The following is a 17,086-nucleotide window of genomic DNA, read 5'->3' as shown; positions in this document are numbered from 1 at the left end:
TCATGACAAATGCCCACCCCGTTGTACATACACTCGCAACCTCGAGCTGAGGCAGGTTCGACCATACGTCGTGGTCCTTCAGGGAGGAGGTGCGTTGGGGGGCCTACCAGGCCGGCATCCATGCGGGCCTGACTGATGCTGGCGTCGCGCCCGACTGGATCGCGGGCGTATCGATTGGCGCGATCGACGCCGCTCTTATCGCGGATATGCGAGCCCGTGCGTTATTTTTGCGAGGACGTGACCGTGAAAGGCGCGCGGGATGGGCCGGCCGCACTTGAGCTGTTCCATCACGCGCTCGCACCGGTTGCGGCTTTGCCTGTGCTTGAAGTGATATCGGGCGTGCACATCCTGACGGACCTGACGCTCGGGTTGGGCACAGTCGTCCATGACTATCTCGCGTAGTAGGACTCGACGTCCCTGTTCGATGATGTCGAAGTAAGTGGATCGCGAGTTCGACGAACCGCTGACACGACGCGGCAAGGTCCGCCGCGTGTTCAAGCGCCTCAAAACCATTGAGTCGTGCCTGCACGCACAGAGCCGCGCATCAGACCGACAGCTATGCAGAGTGGTTTTGCGTCGTGCTGCGCACCATCGCCGACAAGCCGGGCGCCCACCCCGGCGGGTCGAAATGAACCGAACTGCAGAATTCCCAAGCTCTCAACGCGGCTTCCCGATGTTTTGCCGGGCAATGTCCGCTTCGCTGAACGCAGCGAAGCGAAACCGGGACGTTCGGGCACGTGCAACGAGGCAGCGGTTTCCGCACACACATTAGACCAAGGTTCAATATCGGTGCCCGCACTAGTTCCCTAATCTGTCTCTTGAGCACGTGCGTTTGGTTGCCCTTTCCAGGACTCGGCTTGCGTAAATCAGGAACCAGGTCATTGTTGCGAAAGCGGTGATCGCGACGTTTTTTCTCCGCTGATGACCCATTGATGGCTATGTGAGGGCGATGTCATGAACAAGCGTCTCTTATGGTTTGCGATCGTACCGGCGCTGCTGTTCGCGGGAACGGTCGCTGCACAATACCCGGTTCTGGATATGGTTGCCGGCAAGCTCGTTCAAAAATATCAGCAATCGTCATGCGAGCAGTTATGGCAGGAAAAAGCCCAGCAAAAAGGCCGGCCCAAGCCGGAGAAGGAGCAGCAGGCCATAGAACTGCTCCGCAGCGATCCGCAGATGCGCGCCGCGTTCATCGACAAAGTGGCTGCTCCGATTGCCAGCAAGATGTTCGAGTGCGGCATGATTCCGTGATCGTCGCCGGCTTGCGCCCCTGAAATGGACCACCCGTCGAGGCCGCGATGACATACGCGAAATTCCTGTGCTGCCTTACCGTCTCCGCGCTTGGCCTATGCCTGATGGCGACCGGTCATACCCAGCAGCCGGAGAAAACGCAGCACACGGCTAAGGTAGCGGCCAGGCCCGCGAAGGCCGCCGCGCCGGCGTTCCAGCCAGGACTCGAACCGCGCGCGATCGACGTCCTCAAAGCGGCGTGCGCTCGCCTGGCCTCCGCCCGATCGATGACATTCACGGCAGTCGTATCCTATGAGAGTCCGAGCCGCCTCGGTCCTCCCCTCGTCTATTCGACCAGATCGGAGGTGACACTGCAGCGGCCGGACAAGCTTAAGGTCATCACCCTCGGTGACGGGCCACCCTCTGAGTTTTACTACGACGGCAAGGCGATGATGGCGTTCTCACCCACGGATAATCTGGTCGCCGTCGCCGACGCGCCACCGACGATCGACGCCGCGCTGAAGGCCGCCTTCGATTCCGCAGCGATCTATTTTCCGTTTTCCGATGTGATCGTGGCGGATCCGTACAAGGACATCGCCGACGGACTGAAAGTCGCTTTCTATATCGGTCAATCGCGCGTAGTCGGAGACACGACCACGGACATGGTGGCCTATATCACCGGGGACGTGTTCGTGCAGATCTGGATCGGCGCGCAGGACAAGCTGCCGCGCCGCGTCTATGCGGTCTACCTTAACGATCGGGCCCGGCTGCGTCATGTGCTGGAACTGTCCAACTGGCAACTGGATGTGACCATTCCCGCCGACAACTTCGTGCTGGCCAAAGCGGCGGACGCGGCACACATCGCGTTCGCGCGCCCGGATGCCAGTGAGGCGCCCGGAATGAAGCCGCCACCGCGAATGAAGCCGCCGAAGACTCAATGAGGGTAAGCATCATGAAGACCGTCGTCATCCGTCTCCTCAGTGTGCTCATCCCGACGCTCGCAGCCGGCCCGGCGGGCGCGTGGTCGCACGCTAACGCTTATGGTGGCAGCACATCGCACGCGCCCGGTTCGGCGTCGACCACCCGCACCGACTTCGCAGGCGGCAGCGAAACACACACGTATGGACAGGGCACGACCGCGACAGGCCGCTATGGCGATACTGCAACTCATCAGGAAGGGTCGGGACAAACGACCGCTACCAATCGCTACGGCGGGAGTGCGACCCATACGTACGGTCAGGGCACCACCGCTACAAACGCTTACGGGGGCACAGCCACCCACGCTACGGGATCCGGTTATACGACCTACACCAGCTCTTCAGGCGCGACGGCGTACCACAGTCCCTACTATGGCGCGACGTATCCCGCTTACCATCCGCCGACCGTCGTGAATAATTATGGATCGAGCTGTTACAACTGCGGCGGCTGGTCCACAGCGGGCGCAGCCGCGGCAGGCGCGGTAGTCGGCGTAGCAGCCGGTGCGGCCATCGCGTCAGCTAACACGGCCGCAGCGACAACCAACGCATACAACGCCGGCGTGGCAGCCGGCAGCGCTAATGCGTACAACACCGCTGCGGTTGCCAGCACACAGTTCGCGATGGGTTCGGTCTACGCAGCGCTGCCAGCCGGCTGTATCTCGCCCAAGGTTCAGAGTGGCACCTACTATTTGTGCGGCAATACGTGGTTCAAACCGTCCTATGGTGCGAATGGCGTCTACTACCGCGTGATACCGCCACCCTCATGAACTGCCGCCGCTGATCAGTGCAGTCGCGTCTCGCGAAGCATCCGGATAACCCGTGTCGCAACGGCTGTCTGGGAAGAATCGGCGGATCAACATGCTGATGCGCCAGCGGTGGCCATAGCTCTTGCAGCAGAGTGAGTCCGTTGCGATGAGCCGCTCCGCATTCGAATCCGATCTTCTATTTTTAATTGCAACCTTGACTGTTGGCGCTGCGATAGCATGTTTTTCCACTCGGGCTCTTGTAGACACCCTTGCCGTTCTTCGTCTTGGCCTCTCCGCCCTTGCTTGTTTGCGTCGTCGTCACGCCGTTCTGATTCTTTTGAGCCCTCCACGCGTTGCCCGTATTCGCGTTATAGCCGCCGGCCGCCTGTCCGTTGTTGCACTCTGTCACGCCACGAGCGTTGGTAACGCACTCCGAGAACGCGTTCGAAGACAGCACTACACACATCAACATGAATAGAATTTTCATAGTCGCCTCCTGATGTGACCGGCGCAAGATCCTTGCGGCTTCCTCCCGACGGGACGACGCGGCCGGACTGACGCATATTCCAGTTTAGTCGCATTCACGCTCGCGCACATTGCACTTTTGTCGTATTGCGAGCAGCGATGATCTAGCCTTTTATACGTCAGCTTGCACATCGATCCTGGGCGAAACGTCTCCGGCGTTGTCGCAACGAAGCAATGCCGGAACGACACCAAACTACGTAATGAATGCTGCTCACGTCGCTGAACTCCTTGAGCGTCGACCCGAGGCGAAGTGTCGCGAAAATGCCGAAAACATCGATCGACTCCAACCACTTCTTCAGATCTGGCCGCCAGCCGAGGATTAAATTGGTGAAGAGTGCTGTCAGGGACCTTCGAAAGAAAGTTGCCTGCGTCACTTTGCTCTGGCCGGCACTGTCGGTGGCTCAGGAAATGGAGCCGCGCACCTATTCGGCTGCGCCGGTCGGAACGAATTTCGTGGTGCTCAACTACTCACGATCGAGCGGCGATGTCTCGTTCGACCCTTCGTTGCCGATCACCAACGTGCAGGCGAAGATCAATAGCTATGCAATCGGTTATTCCCACAGCTTCGGGATCGCCGGCCATACCGCTAGCGTTGCGATATCGATGCCGTATGCGAGCGCAAACGTGACGGGCGACGTCGAGGGTATGCCCGAGCATGCGTACCGTTCGGGACTGGGCGACGTCCGCTTCAGGTTTGCCGTGAATCTTCTCGGCGATCCGCCGATGACCCCGCAGGAATTCGCGCGGCGCAGCCCCGCCACCATCTTCGGCGCGAGTGTGAGCGTGGTTGCGCCGACAGGCCAGTACGTACCGTCCCGCCTGATCAACGTGGGAGCGAACCGTTGGTCGGTCAAGCCGGAGTTCGGGCTGTCGCAGCCGATCGGCAACTGGTTTGCAGAGGGCGCGGTGGGCGTGTGGCTCTTCACCGACAACAGCGATTTTTTCGGCGGTCGGAGCCGTAGTCAGAATCCAATGCCCGTGTTCCAATTGCATGGCGGCTACAACTGGCGACCCGGACTATGGCTCGCGGCCGACGTGACGTATTTCACAGGGGGCCGGACAAGCGTCAATGGCGTCCAGGATCAGGACCTGCAACGCAGTGTGCGCTACGGCGTCACGCTGTCGGTTCCGCTTGCCGAAAAGTGGTCGGCGAAGCTGGCGTGGTCGCGGGGGTTGATAACACGCGTCGGCGGCAATTTCCAGACGGTCTCGGTCGCGCTCCAGTATCGTTGGTTCAATCGTTGATGAGACTTGAGCAAAGTGACCGGCAGAGCAAACGCCTCCGCGATCGCGCGATTACTGCCCGATTATGGCCAGCGCGGCGCGCATGGGTCCAAGGGAGACTTTGACTATTCCGTCGAGCGGTGAATTCATTTCCAGGATCATGAAAATTGCTCCGGCTGCCGACAGCGCGCCCATGATAAGGACAGTGACAGTCGTACCGTTGCGCGGGGCGAACAAGCCAAACGTGCCAAAAATAATGGCCAGCCACAATACCAGGACGACTAGCATCGGCACCGGCATTGATGCTTTCTCCTGGAGTAAAGCCAGCCAGCGCGCGGTGTAAACCTCATCGATAATCTGCAACGCCTTTGCCTGCAATTGACTTTGCGCCGTGTTGTGCGGCGCGAGGTCTTCCACCTGACGCTGAAAGTCTTCCGCCTTGGCCACCGCCTCGGGGCCAGCCATTCGCGTGACTTGGGCCGGATCGCCGGCAGCGAGTGACGCGATCGACGCCGCAGTGTTGCGTTTAAGCTGGGCACGGATATCGCGTGTCTCCGGCCCATATCTGGCCAGCACGCGATCAAGACGCACGATGTTGACGGCGCTATGCACAATCTCCCCGTTCGTCGTGTCGAAAGAGCCTTTCGCCGATGATATGAGCAGACCAAGGACTAACGCGGCAAGAGTAGCGAGAAGGCCGGTCGTCAGTTTAACCATACTGATCGATTCGTCGCCAAGGTGGTGTTGCGGCAGCACGGCGCGCAGGTAGGAACATGCTAACGCGCTGCCGAAAACAACGATGAATACAATCAGTGCGACGACGAGGTGGTTCATCCTGCAATCCTCCGTCCCGGATAGTACGGGTAAACGCCCCGGTCTTCGAAGCGAAGCGCTTCCCGCGCCCGTGCTCCCGTGGGCCGACGTGCCTCGTGTTTCATGAAGCGCACGACTGACGAAGCTCAGCCATACCCGTCCCCAATCTGCATCTTGCGCGCAGCACCGCAGTATGCAATTGAACCAAGGTCCAATTGCATACTCGCAGTGGTACTCCTATCTTTCTAGGTCTGCGTCACTGACGGCGAAAGCGACCCATCCGCCAGACCCTGTGTACCCGTGTCGGGCAATTCGCATTCCGTCCCTGGCTCTGGTCGTACTGCGGAAATGTCATTGAGGCCGCCAGGAGCGAAACATGGCAACATCCAGACTGCCGGTTCGAGTGTTGATGCTGACATTGGCATTGTCGGCCGTGCAGCCGATCCGCGCCGCGACTCAAGATCCCGGCTGGCCGCGTGAAATTGTCCGGGAGGACGCGACCGTCATCTATTACCAGCCACAGATCGACGACTGGAAAGACTTCAAGGAAGTGACCGGTCGCATTGCGATAAGTGTGACTCCGCGTGGCGGCAAACCGCAGGTAGGCATTGTTGCGCTCCACATGCACACGGATGTTGACGTCGACAGCCGTAACGTACTTCTCAGCAATCCGCAAATTACCAGTACCACCTTTCCCGACACCGACCCCGCGACCGCCAAGAAGCTGGACCAGCTCGTGCGCAAATTTCTCAATCCGCAGGCGTCGCTGACCTTATCGGTTGACCGCCTGGTCGCGAGTGTGGAGAAAAAAAATGCTGCGCCAGTTGCTGCCGTCAAGAACGACCCACCGGCGATCTTCGCGAGTTTCGGACCGGCGGTCCTGCTCTTTGTGGATGGTGAGCCGGTGCTCGCGCCGATTCAGAATTCCGACCTCGCGTTTGTCGTCAACGCAAGCTGGCCGCTCTTCGTCGACAACGCCGCCCACCAGTACTACCTGTTCACCGGTCAGTCATGGATGACGTCGACCGACCTGAAAAGTGGATGGGCAGAAACGAAAACGTTACCCGCCAAGATGTCAAAGGTTCCTGCCGATCCCACCTGGGCAGACCTGAAGCCCTATATCCCGCCTCCCCAAGGACGCAAGGCCAAGGCACCGGGCGTGTTCTTCAGCAGTACCCCCGCTGAACTGATTGTCTTCGACGGGCAACCGGTCTATGCAACGATTCCCGGCACCCAGCTCGTCTTCGCGAAGAATACGGACAGCGATGTGTTCGTCTATTCACCGAACAAGACTTACTACTATCTGACCGCCGGCCGGTGGTTTTCCGCGCCCGGACCCACCGGGCCGTGGACGTTCGCGACGAATCAACTGCCGTCCGATTTCGCGAAGATTCCGCGCGACAGCGCTGCCGCCCGGGTCCTACGTTCCGTACCCGGAACACCTGAAGCGGACGACGCGGTGCTGCTCGCGCAGATCCCGACCACCGTCGAGGTCAACCCGGCCGCGGCGGCCGCTGCAGTCAAAGTTTCGTACAGCGGCGATCCTCAGTTCCAACCGATTCAAGGCACACCACTCTCGTACGCAACGAACACCCCCGACAAAGTGATCAAGGTGGAAAATCGTTACTATGTTTGCTCTCAGGGCGTGTGGTTCGATTCTTCATCACCATCTGGGCCATGGCAAACCACCACATCCGTGCCCAAGGTCATCTATACGATTCCGCCCAGTTCGCCCGTCTATAACGTGACCTACGTCACGCAACAGGTGACCCCGACCGGCGCCGTGCAGGCAAGCTACACGGCGGGGTATCTCGGAGTGTTCATCGCAGGCGCGGCGGTCGGCGCGATCATCGCACAAGGCAACGGGTACTACTATCCACCCTATGTCGGTGTGGGTCGCGGCCCCTATCCAGCCTACTATCCGCGTCCGGCACCCTATGGCTATCGTACTTACAACCCCTATACGGGAGCCAGTGGTGTGAGGGGGGGCGCTTACGGACCCAACGGCAGCGCACAATGGGGCGCATCGTACAACCCTCGCACCGGTACTTATGCACGCGGCGCGACGGCTTCCGGGCGGTATGGAAGCGGCGGCGTTGCGCAGGCTTACAACCCCTATACCGGCGCCTATGCTGCTACGCGTCAAGGGTCGAACGCGTACGGCCAATGGGGAAGTTCGGTTGTCACGAAAGGCAACCAGTGGGCAGCGACGCAGCACGCGACAACGGCCAGGGGCTCGGTCGGTACGTATCAGAATTCCGCAGGCGGCAAGGCAATTGCCGGCACGAATGCCAATGGCCGTGCGGTGGCGGGCAAATCTGCGGGAGGCGACATGTACGCTGGGCGTGACGGAAATGTCTACAAGAACACCAATGGCAGCTGGCAGAAATACGACAATGGCTCCTGGTCCTCGGTCAACAAACCCACGCCACAGGGCTCGCAACCGAAAGCACAAGGCGCTCCACAGCAACGCACGACCGGTGCCCAGACTGCCAACTCCGCCACCGCTCAACAAAGAGCACAGAGCGCCCAACAACAGCGCCCCACTGGCGCCCAGACGGCCAACTCCGCCGCCGCTCAGCAAAGACCACCGAGCGCTCAACAGCAGCGCCCCGCTGGCGCCCAGACGGCCAACTCCACCGCCGCTCAGCAAAGAGCACAGAGTGCTCAACAGCAGCGAACGGCGCCATCGGCTGCGAACAGGCCGGGCGGCGGTAATCCCCAAAATCCTGGGGGTGGCTATAACCGGCCCAGCGGACAGGCCTCCTTTGGTGAGCTTAACCAGGACATGCAGAATCGACAGCGAGGCGCCGCCCAGAGCCAACGCGTCGCCCAGGCCGACCGCGGCGGTGGTGGCGGTCGTGCCGGTGGTGGCGGCGGCTTTCGGCGATAGTGGCCCGCAACGGGGCTTACACGCGCATCACAGCAGGCCACCACATGACCTCCAAGGACATTCGACTCGTGGAACCGCGCGAACCGAAGATGCCCTGGAAGGATTGGCGAAGGTGTCCCGTGAAGTGGCAGCGGAAAACCGTGCGCGAGGACTATAGCGAGTCTGGGGATGCGTGGACCTATTTCAGCCACGATTCCGCTGACTCTTCAATCGGCTGCAGCAGGATGACGTGATGACGATCGATTCCCACTGTCGATGGTGACACTTCAGCGGCCGTTTGTTGCCGCTCGTGTCGAGTGCGCCTCAGCGTGCCGCAGCGAGGCCGCTCGTGTTCGCTTACCCGTTAAAGGTTCAGCATTTCAAAGGAGACGTTAATGAGGAATAGAAAATTTCTGGTCATCGCCGCCCTGGTGGCCATGACAAATGTAGCGTGGGCACAGTCGGAAACCCACGTGGAAGTGACCAAAGCGCCAGGTAAGGCAACCATTAGAGGAACCACCCGGGTGACCGCCACGGTGCAGGAAATCGACCCCGCGACGAGGACGGTCCTGCTGAAAGGCCCTAATGGCAAGCTCGTTGAAGTGGTCGTCGGTGACGAGGCGCGTAACTTTGATCAGATCAAGGTCGGCGATGTCGTTAAGACCGTTTACCGGGAAGCACTCACTCTCAGCCTCAAGAAAGACGGAGACGGCATTCGGTCTGTCGAGGAACAGCCGATGATGGAACGCGCGCCAGCTGGGGGCAAGCCCGGAGGCACCGTGGGCAGGCAGGTGAAAGTCGTAGCCGACGTCGTCAAGGTCAACTCAAAAAGCAAGACCGTCACTCTGAAAGGTCCCAAGGGCAACATGGTAGACCTGAAGGTGGAGGATCCCGCTCAGTTAGCAAATATCAGGAAGGGCGATCAGGTAGAGGCCGTGTACACCGAAGCCGTCGCCATTTCCGTGGAGCCGGCAGTCAAGCAGTAAGGGTCAGGCCGGCCACCTCCGCCGAAGGTGGCCGGCCTGGATCCTACCTGCATCGACCTGACGTCTCACGGTTACGGTGTCAGCGACACAAACTGTGCGATGGCGAGTATGTGCTCAAACGGCATGCCGAGTTTGCGCCGAATCAGTATCGACTGTCGCACGTCAAGGCCGCGTCGCTCACACCAGGGATGGACCTATGCAGCGGCCAATTGTCGCTGTATGTGAAAGCATGAACGCAATGGAAGGCTCTCATGCAGATCCTGCTGTTCGCGGACTGGGTCGCATGGCACTGCGTCGGCCCTTTGTTGACGCGAGCGAGGTTCTGGCGGTGTGTGGCCTTCTCGGATATCAGCGCACTGGCCCTCACGTACCATGCACGCGAACGGCAGCCAGTAGAAACACGACTTTTCCGGCTCGAAGGAGAGCACCCCATGACCAACGAAGCAGAGCAGAACCGGCTTCACGAAGCGCAGACGAATCGCGCGGCCTGGAAAAAGTGGGGGCCGTACCTCAGCGAGCGGCAATGGGGGACTGTGCGCGAGGACTACAGTGACAACGGCGACGCCTGGAACTACTTCACTCATGACCACGCCCGGTCTCGCGCCTACCGGTGGGGCGAGGACGGCCTCGGCGGTATCAGCGATGCCCACCAGACCCTGTGCTTCGCGCTGGCCCTGTGGAATGGGCGCGATCCGATCCTGAAGGAGCGCGCCTTCGGACTGACCAACAGCGAAGGCAATCATGGCGAGGACGTGAAGGAATACTACTTTTATCTCGATTCCACCCCGACGCACTCGTACATGAAGTATCTGTACAAGTATCCGCAGACTGCCTATCCATACACTGACCTCGTCGAGACCAATCGCAGCCGCGGCAAGCATGAGGCCGAGTACGAGCTGCTGGACACCGGCGTGTTCGACGACAACCGGTATTTCGACGTCTTTGTCGAATACGCAAAGGCGGCACCCGATGACGTGCTTGTGCGAATCGGCGTCTTCAACCGCGGGCCGGACTCAGCGCCGCTGCACCTGTTGCCGACCCTCTGGTTTCGAAACACGTGGTCGCAACCGGGGGGCGGTTCGAAGCCGATCCTCGAACGCGTCGAATCCTCCAGGCAAGCGACGGTCCGCGCCCGACACAGTGACCCGCTGTTTCAGGAATCGCTGGGCGAGTATTACCTCTACTGCGACGCCGACGTGCCGCTACTCTTCACCGAGAATGAGACCAACAACGCCCGCCTGTTCGGCACGGGCAATGCGTCGCCTTACGCGAAGGACGGTATCCACAACTTCATCGTGAATGGCGATGCCGCGGCGGTGAATCCCTCGCAGCAGGGAACCAAGGCGGCATTCCACCATCAGCTCAGTGTCGACGGCGGCGCGTCGCAGATTGTCCGGTTGCGTTTGACAACCCAGGCGCCCGGCGGGTCGTCCGCGCTGTTTGATGATTTCGACGCGGTATTCGCGGCCCGGCTTGAAGAGGCCGATGCCTTCTACGCGTCGATTACTCCGCTCGCCGTTCGCGATGACCCCGACCGTGCGAGTGTCATGCGCCAGGCGCTGGCCGGCATGCTCTGGACCAAACAGTATTTCTACTATGACCTCGGGCGCTGGCTTGCCGAGCACGGCGCGGGCAGCCAGTTGCCGCAAGCGGAACGCCGGCGGGTGCGTAACAGCGACTGGGTACACATGTTCAACGACGACATTATCTCGATGCCCGACAAATGGGAGTATCCCTGGTACGCCGCGTGGGATCTGGCCTTTCACATGATTCCACTGAGTATGGTCGACGCCGATTTCGCGAAGGAACAACTCGACCTGATGCTGCGCAACGACTACCTGCATCCGAACGGGCAACTCCCTGCTTACGAGTGGAATTTCGGCGATGTTAATCCGCCCGTGCACGCCTGGGCGACAATGCAACTTTACGTACTCGACAAAGAGCGCCGAAATGGCAGGGGCGATGTCGAGTTCCTCAAGTACGCCTTCTCCAAACTGCTGGTCAACTTTACCTGGTGGGTCAACCGCAAGGACCGCGCCGGCGCCAATGTCTTCGAGGGCGGCTTTCTCGGACTCGACAATATCGGCGTGTTCGACCGCTCTTCGCCACTGCCGACGGGTGGCTACCTGGATCAGGCTGACGGGACAGCGTGGATGGTGTTCTTCAGCCAGCAGATGTTGCGCATCGCAGTCGAACTCGCGCTGCACGAGCCGCACTACGAGGAGTTCGTCGAGAAATTCTTCCAGCACACCTTGTTCATTGCCGGCGCGCTAGACCGCGTCGGTGAGCGGCACGACGAGATGTGGGATGAGGAGGATGGCTTCTTCTATGATGTGCTGCGTCTGCCGGACGGCGGCGCCACGCGCCTCAAGGTGCGCTCGATCGTCGGGCTGCTGCCGCTGGCGGCGGTGGCCGTGTTTGAAGAAGACATTCTCGCGAAACTGCCGAAATTCCGGGAGCGTGCAAGGCTGTTCCTGGGACGCCACCCCGAACTCGCCGCCAACATTCACCTGCCCCAACAGCCCGGCGTAGCCAACCGCCGCATGCTGGCGATCCTTAGCGAGCAGAAGCTGCGCCGCATTCTGGCGCGCATGCTCGACGAAGACGAATTCTTTGGCCCCCATGGCATTCGCGCGCTGTCGCGCTTCCACCTCGAGTATCCCTACGTCTTTCACCACGCGGGACAGGAGCATCGCGTAGCCTACGTGCCGGGTGATTCCGATACTGGCATGTTCGGCGGCAATTCCAACTGGCGCGGGCCGGTGTGGATGCCGATCAACTTTCTGCTCTACACCTCGCTGTTACGTCTTTATGCCTACTTCGGCGAGGACTTCAGGATCGAGTGCCCGACCGGCTCAGGGCAGTTGATGACCCTGCTCGAAGTGGCGAAGGAACTGGGCGAACGGTTGAGCCGGATCTTCCTGCGCGATGGCGACGGCCGAAGGCCGGCGTACGGCGCGGCTCACAAGTTCCGTGACGACCCGCATTGGCGCGACCTGGTGCTGTTTCACGAGTACTTTCACGGCGACACAGGTGCCGGGATCGGCGCCAGTCACCAGACCGGCTGGACAGGCTGTGTCGCACGCATCATTCAGTCGAATGCCGTGCTGTCGAAGGACTTGCTGCTCACGCCGGGGGCAGAGGTGGCGATCTTGCGCGCGCTGAGAACCGAGCACACGGACCCGAAGACTCAATAGATAGGGCATCCTGCCATTCCCGAATGGCGACTTGGGCCGCGACGGCGACGAGCTCAGCGAAGCCCACGTGATGCGGCGCCTGCCAGACAGCTGAACGAAGGAATACATCATGCAGAATTACTACGCCAACAGAAACCTGCCAGAGCCCGCGATCCCGGCTTTGAAGTCGCTGGACTTGCTCAAAGGCCAGACCGCGCTGGTGACGGGTGCCAATTCCGGCATCGGGCGCGCTATCGCTGTCGCGCTCGGCAGGGCTGGCGCCAACGTGATAGTCAACTACGTGGCCAATCCGGCGGACGCCGAGGCGGTGGTAGAAGAGATTCGCGGCGGCGGGCAGCGCGCGATAGCCGCACAGGCCGATGTCGCCGACGAGGCGCAAGTGCAAGCCATGTTCGCCGCGGCGGTGCTTGAGTTTGGCACCGTCGATATCCTGGTCAGTAACGCTGGCATGGAGCGCAACGCGCCGTTCCACGAGATGAGTGTCCGGCAATGGGACGCGGTGATCAACGTCAACCTGCGAGGCGCCTTTCTTTGCGCGCGCGAGGCTGTACGCGAGTTCCTCCGCCGCGGCGTGCGGCCGGGAGTTTCGGTGGCAGCCGGCAAGATCATCTTCACCAGCTCGGTCCACGAGGTGATTCCGTGGGCCGGCCACGTGAATTACGCGGCCTCCAAGGGCGGGCTGATGCTGCTGATGAAGAGCCTGGCGCAGGAGGTCGCCGAGAAGCGCATCCGCGTTAATTCCATAGCGCCTGGCGCGATCCGAACGCCGATCAACTCTGCGGCGTGGTCCACTCCAGAGGCCTATGCCGAACTGATGAAACTTGTGCCCTACAAACGTATCGGCGAGAGCGAGGAGATCGGCCGTGCCGCGGTCTGGCTAGCGTCGGACTTCACGGACTATATCGTCGGCACGACGCTCTTTATCGACGGCGGCATGACGCTGTACCCCGGGTTCGAAACCGGGGGTTGACCGTCGCGCCTGCTATCCGGGTGTACCAGATCACGTAAGCGCTCGTTTCACCACACCTCTATTGCCGAGCTTGATGAAAAGTCCGTCCGAGATCTCCGAGGTACCTGCTGAGCTATTCGGCGCTGTGAACGTCGCCTACGTCCTCCGGCGGACACGCGCGTTCACCAGCAAAAACCGAGGCCTCGGCGTTCGAACCACGCTCGCTATCTGCGACTCCTTATCCCGGGCATCGCGGAGCATCCATCTTCGATAGTTGTAACGGTATAAAAAGGTCTGGGCCGGATAAGCGAGTCAGTACAGGCGTGATTTGACGGCATCGAGCATTTCGGGATTTTCGGCCAATAGATCGAGGATGTTCTGTTATTGCTCACGGCGTGGGTTCGCCTTTCGACTTCAAATTCATGCAGCTGTGAATCGGTCCGGCCGAAGGCCGCCTGCAGTATTTGATGGAGCTTGCGCAGAGTGACGTTGCCATTGAGCTGAGTTCTGTGCCAGACGGGCAGCCATCTGGGACATGCCTCTTTCCACCGAGGCGAAGCGAGACACAGGTCCAATTTGCCCATCGAGAGCTTCAATCACAGAGAAGCGAGGTCTTCCGGATTCCGCACCGGAAAACGCCCGAGCCACTTTGGCGACACAGCTCTGAGAAAGGACACGCGTTCACACCAAATGCCGCATTGGACCAAAGTTCAATTGAATAGGCCTGTCAATGTGACCACAATTATCACAGCGGCATCAGATCACCCGTTCTGAAGCGCAGCTTCCACGTGATGGAGACCATCGATTTCCGTGTGCGATGTATTTAAGTTGCAACGCGAACTACCCAGCCGAGGTAAGTTGCATTGCGGATGGCGCGAACTTCATCGCCGGCGAGCTGCCTCCCCGCACCGGCACGGCCGTTCAGCCAGACTGGCGTGTCGATCGGGCAAGCGAACCGAGGCATTGCCACAGCGCTGAAGACAATGGGCTACGTCACCGGCCAGTTTGGCAGCAACCATCTGGGTGACAAAAACCGAGACGTGACGGGAAACCTGCACACCAAAATTAACGCTTGAAACGCTGTCGGCCGACGCGGCTATCCGTTTCACGCCCCGTTTCCAGACCGCTGGTTAGAACTGGACCGAAAGATGAAGCGGCCAGAGTCAAGCACCGGGGATCCACCTCGGAGCCACAATGGAGGACGATATGAACAGACGAGATTTTGTGTTGAGGACCGCGGCTGCAACTGCTGCTGCAAGTCTGGGGCTCACTGGCTGCACCATGACCCCGGGCAGCGGAAAGAGCCCTGAAACCGATGCCTCGAAGCGCCAGGCAATCGACGCGGACGTGAACGGTACGTTGTCGCGGCTCTTCTCGACGGTAAAGGGCTCGCGGGAGCTCGTATCGAAGGCACAAGGGGTGCTGGTGTTCCCATCGGTGGTTAAGGCGGCCTTCATCGCCGGCGCCGAGTACGGCGAAGGCTCATTGCGTGTTGGGGGCACGACGGCTGGCTATTACAGTACGGCGTCGGGGTCATTTGGATTCCAGGCCGGTGCCCAGTCGACGGCCGTCATCTTTCTCTTCATGACGCAAGACGCGCTCGACAAGTTTCGCAACTCGGCCGGCTGGTCCGTTGGCGGCGACGTGGCGGTTTCGCTCGTGAAAGTGGGTGCGAATGGCACGCTCGATACGACGACGGCCACCTCGCCGGTGGAAGCCATTGTGCTGACCAACACCGGTCTGATGGCGGACGCTTCGCTCGCTGGCACCAAGGTGACACGGCTAAAGCTATAACGTGAAGCCTGGTCTCGTAAAAAAAGAAAGGCAACGGACCGCTCGGCTCCCTGCCTTTCGTGGCTGCCTGGATAGCGCTGTGAAGGTGTTTTGCCAGAGCACGGCGAGGCTACACGCCCCTTGTTTCTGGACAAGCGGGAACACGCCACTCTCCACTCATGTGACACGAGACCAAAGTCCAATGCTTGGCGACCTCATGTTCATCGAGAGTTTTTTCGTGCTGGGTCGTGATTTCTGAAGCAGGATCCGCACTCTGTTCGTCCGAACGGCATAGATAGGGATGACCCTCGACGCGGGTAAACCGGAATTTTCCATCCGATAGAGGATGAGCGAAATGAAGCGGTTCGTTCCCTGTGACAAACGTATGCAAAGCGTTGCTAACGCTCAGATCGTGTCCGCGAACGAAAGCGACAAGGGTCGCATTATTTCACCGTCGACGCTACTGATCAGCACCTTCCTCCTGTTATCTCCGCCCGCCAGCGCACAGGAATTCTCGATGCTGGCCGGCCCTCTCTTCAGCGACAGCGCGAACACCTATTCCTGGAGCGCCAGTTATCGCGAGGGACTCGGGCGCTTCGCCGCGTGGAGCTTTTCCTGGATCAACGAAGGGCACATCCCGGATCATCATCGCGATGGCCAGACCATACAAGCCTGGGGACGCCTGCCACTATGGAACGATCGGCTGGAGTTATCGGCAGGTACCGGGCCATACCGATACTTCGACACAACCGCGGCTCAAGCCGGAGGCGACTATTCGAACACGCACGGTTGGGGCCTCCTGTGGAGCCTACGCGCCGCATATTATTTCGATCGGCGGTGGATTGCCCAGGCGCAGCTGAATCATGTCCAGGTGTTTGGCGGCCCCGACACGACCGCGCTGCTGTTTGGCATCGGCTACCAACTCGAAGCGAAGGGCGAGCCCGGTCCACGGCAACGCGCGGTGCCAAGAACATCGAAGGTGACGAATAACGAACTCGCCATGATGTTCGGCAAGACGATCCTCAACAGCGGCAATTCCGAGTCGGCGAATGCCGGAAGTCTCGAATACCGGCGCGGTTTGTGGCGCTATGTCGATGTGACCGCCTCATACATCCATGAAGGTGGTCAAATCCAGTCGCGCCGGGACGGTATCGCAATGCAGCTTTGGGCCACTCGGGCTTTCTTCGACGACAACCTCGCGCTGTCGGTCGGCGTTGGTCCGTACGTTGCCATCACGCAAAACAGTGACCTTCCTCAGAACCGCACTGGCGACGGCCGCATCTCAGCGCTCTTCGCGATATCAGCGAGTTATCGGCTCAGCAAGCACTGGCTCACGCGCATCACATGGAATCGTGTAATCACGCGCTACAATCGTGACACGGATCTGATCGAAGCCGGAGTCGGCGTGCGCTTTTGAGCGGTATCACCGACGGTCATTGTCTTCGAAGTTGCCCGAAGGCAGATCGAGACGAAATCTTGCCAGATTAGAAATCTCAAACGGTCGACGCTACGCAGCTTTTTGCCTGTGCGACGCTCGCGAGGACGTCTCAGATTTGCCGCTCGCGCGTGACCATCCGACGCACGTCGACCCCGAGCCGACGTTGGCGCGGATACCTGTCAGCGGCGGCTTCCGAGGTGCACCGGTCGCTGACTCACACGGCCCTGCGGGCGGATCAGCAGTGGCATTACCGTTCAGTGTTTTCCGAATCCTGCTAGCAACGGTTAGTTCCGAAAAAATGATCAGCGGGACGAGCCGCAACGAAAAGAATAGGTAGGCAAAGCTCAGTGCGGTCT

Annotated in this window: 13 protein-coding genes and 1 pseudogene; 11 read left to right on the top strand and 3 right to left on the bottom strand. The window is 60.2% G+C overall.

Going from position 1 to position 17,086, the window contains the following annotated elements:
* Nucleotides 1-201: 201 nt before the first annotated feature.
* From PQR32_RS00560 to PQR32_RS00545, 4 genes and pseudogenes are all read left to right on the top strand, one after another.
* Nucleotides 202-402, top strand: a pseudogene (locus tag PQR32_RS00560) (acetoacetate decarboxylase family protein); the annotation flags it as partial.
* Between the two features lie 552 nt (nt 403-954).
* Nucleotides 955-1,251 (top strand): hypothetical protein, encoded by a 297-nt coding sequence (locus PQR32_RS00555; RefSeq protein WP_408221637.1) that lies wholly within the window; start codon nt 955-957, stop codon nt 1,249-1,251.
* A gap of 47 nt (nt 1,252-1,298) precedes the next feature.
* Nucleotides 1,299-2,171 carry a DUF2092 domain-containing protein gene (locus tag PQR32_RS00550; RefSeq protein ID WP_408221636.1) on the top strand — a complete coding sequence of 291 codons (873 nt, stop codon included), beginning with the start codon at nt 1,299-1,301 and terminating at the stop codon, nt 2,169-2,171.
* Nucleotides 2,172-2,182: 11 nt separating this feature from the next.
* Entirely contained in the window at nt 2,183-2,974 is a 792-nt protein-coding gene (locus PQR32_RS00545; RefSeq protein WP_408221635.1) for a hypothetical protein, read from the top strand.
* Nucleotides 2,975-3,155: 181 nt separating this feature from the next.
* Here PQR32_RS00545 and PQR32_RS00540 read toward each other — a convergent pair whose 3' ends face one another.
* Nucleotides 3,156-3,440 (bottom strand): hypothetical protein, encoded by a 285-nt coding sequence (locus tag PQR32_RS00540; protein ID WP_408221634.1) that lies wholly within the window; start codon nt 3,438-3,440, stop codon nt 3,156-3,158.
* 242 nt (nt 3,441-3,682) lie between these two features.
* Between PQR32_RS00540 and PQR32_RS00535 the strand changes: the two genes are divergently transcribed.
* Nucleotides 3,683-4,723, top strand: a complete 1,041-nt coding sequence (locus PQR32_RS00535; protein ID WP_408221633.1) for a transporter — start codon at nt 3,683-3,685, stop codon at nt 4,721-4,723.
* A 51-nt stretch (nt 4,724-4,774) separates the two neighbouring features.
* Here PQR32_RS00535 and PQR32_RS00530 read toward each other — a convergent pair whose 3' ends face one another.
* On the bottom strand, nt 4,775-5,536 hold the full coding sequence (locus tag PQR32_RS00530; protein ID WP_408221632.1) for a bestrophin-like domain: 762 nt from the start codon (nt 5,534-5,536) through the stop codon (nt 4,775-4,777).
* A 355-nt stretch (nt 5,537-5,891) separates the two neighbouring features.
* On the opposite strand from PQR32_RS00530, the gene PQR32_RS00525 reads away from it, so the two are divergent.
* The 4 genes from PQR32_RS00525 to PQR32_RS00510 all read left to right on the top strand — a co-directional run bounded on the left by PQR32_RS00525 (nt 5,892) and on the right by PQR32_RS00510 (nt 13,540).
* On the top strand, nt 5,892-8,408 hold the full coding sequence (locus PQR32_RS00525; RefSeq protein WP_408221631.1) for a dermokine domain-containing protein: 2,517 nt from the start codon (nt 5,892-5,894) through the stop codon (nt 8,406-8,408).
* Between the two features lie 374 nt (nt 8,409-8,782).
* Nucleotides 8,783-9,373 (top strand): hypothetical protein, encoded by a 591-nt coding sequence (locus PQR32_RS00520; RefSeq protein WP_408221630.1) that lies wholly within the window; start codon nt 8,783-8,785, stop codon nt 9,371-9,373.
* 431 nt (nt 9,374-9,804) lie between these two features.
* The gene (locus PQR32_RS00515; protein ID WP_408221629.1) at nt 9,805-12,570 is read left to right on the top strand and encodes an MGH1-like glycoside hydrolase domain-containing protein; all 2,766 of its coding nucleotides are present in this window, start codon (nt 9,805-9,807) and stop codon (nt 12,568-12,570) included.
* A 109-nt stretch (nt 12,571-12,679) separates the two neighbouring features.
* Nucleotides 12,680-13,540, top strand: a complete 861-nt coding sequence (locus PQR32_RS00510) for an SDR family oxidoreductase (protein WP_408221628.1) — start codon at nt 12,680-12,682, stop codon at nt 13,538-13,540.
* A gap of 203 nt (nt 13,541-13,743) precedes the next feature.
* Here PQR32_RS00510 and PQR32_RS00505 read toward each other — a convergent pair whose 3' ends face one another.
* Complete coding sequence (locus PQR32_RS00505) at nt 13,744-14,103, bottom strand: IS1096 element passenger TnpR family protein (protein WP_408221627.1); 360 nt, start codon at nt 14,101-14,103, stop codon at nt 13,744-13,746.
* A gap of 622 nt (nt 14,104-14,725) precedes the next feature.
* Between PQR32_RS00505 and PQR32_RS00500 the strand changes: the two genes are divergently transcribed.
* Nucleotides 14,726-15,313: a BPSL1445 family SYLF domain-containing lipoprotein gene (locus PQR32_RS00500; protein ID WP_408221950.1), complete on the top strand. Its 588-nt coding sequence runs from the start codon at nt 14,726-14,728 to the stop codon at nt 15,311-15,313.
* 334 nt (nt 15,314-15,647) lie between these two features.
* Complete coding sequence (locus PQR32_RS00495; RefSeq protein ID WP_408221949.1) at nt 15,648-16,709, top strand: hypothetical protein; 1,062 nt, start codon at nt 15,648-15,650, stop codon at nt 16,707-16,709.
* Nucleotides 16,710-17,086: the final 377 nt, after the last annotated feature.

The organism is Paraburkholderia dipogonis (assembly GCF_046027395.1).
GTDB classification, from domain to species: domain Bacteria; phylum Pseudomonadota; class Gammaproteobacteria; order Burkholderiales; family Burkholderiaceae; genus Paraburkholderia; species Paraburkholderia dipogonis_A.
This window is presented reverse-complemented; position numbering and strand designations above follow the sequence as displayed.

What these genes read in the sequence shown, in the direction of transcription:
- PQR32_RS00555 (WP_408221637.1), top strand. Translation starts at nt 955, where the DNA reads ATGAACAAGCGTCTCTTATGGTTTGCGATCGTACCGGCGCTGCTGTTC.
- PQR32_RS00550 (WP_408221636.1), top strand. Translation starts at nt 1,299, where the DNA reads ATGACATACGCGAAATTCCTGTGCTGCCTTACCGTCTCCGCGCTTGGC.
- PQR32_RS00545 (WP_408221635.1), top strand. Translation starts at nt 2,183, where the DNA reads ATGAAGACCGTCGTCATCCGTCTCCTCAGTGTGCTCATCCCGACGCTC.
- PQR32_RS00540 (WP_408221634.1), bottom strand. Translation starts at nt 3,440, where the DNA reads ATGAAAATTCTATTCATGTTGATGTGTGTAGTGCTGTCTTCGAACGCG.
- PQR32_RS00535 (WP_408221633.1), top strand. Translation starts at nt 3,683, where the DNA reads ATGCTGCTCACGTCGCTGAACTCCTTGAGCGTCGACCCGAGGCGAAGT.
- PQR32_RS00530 (WP_408221632.1), bottom strand. Translation starts at nt 5,536, where the DNA reads ATGAACCACCTCGTCGTCGCACTGATTGTATTCATCGTTGTTTTCGGC.
- PQR32_RS00525 (WP_408221631.1), top strand. Translation starts at nt 5,892, where the DNA reads ATGGCAACATCCAGACTGCCGGTTCGAGTGTTGATGCTGACATTGGCA.
- PQR32_RS00520 (WP_408221630.1), top strand. Translation starts at nt 8,783, where the DNA reads ATGAGGAATAGAAAATTTCTGGTCATCGCCGCCCTGGTGGCCATGACA.
- PQR32_RS00515 (WP_408221629.1), top strand. Translation starts at nt 9,805, where the DNA reads ATGACCAACGAAGCAGAGCAGAACCGGCTTCACGAAGCGCAGACGAAT.
- PQR32_RS00510 (WP_408221628.1), top strand. Translation starts at nt 12,680, where the DNA reads ATGCAGAATTACTACGCCAACAGAAACCTGCCAGAGCCCGCGATCCCG.
- PQR32_RS00505 (WP_408221627.1), bottom strand. Translation starts at nt 14,103, where the DNA reads ATGGGCAAATTGGACCTGTGTCTCGCTTCGCCTCGGTGGAAAGAGGCA.
- PQR32_RS00500 (WP_408221950.1), top strand. Translation starts at nt 14,726, where the DNA reads ATGAACAGACGAGATTTTGTGTTGAGGACCGCGGCTGCAACTGCTGCT.
- PQR32_RS00495 (WP_408221949.1), top strand. Translation starts at nt 15,648, where the DNA reads ATGAAGCGGTTCGTTCCCTGTGACAAACGTATGCAAAGCGTTGCTAAC.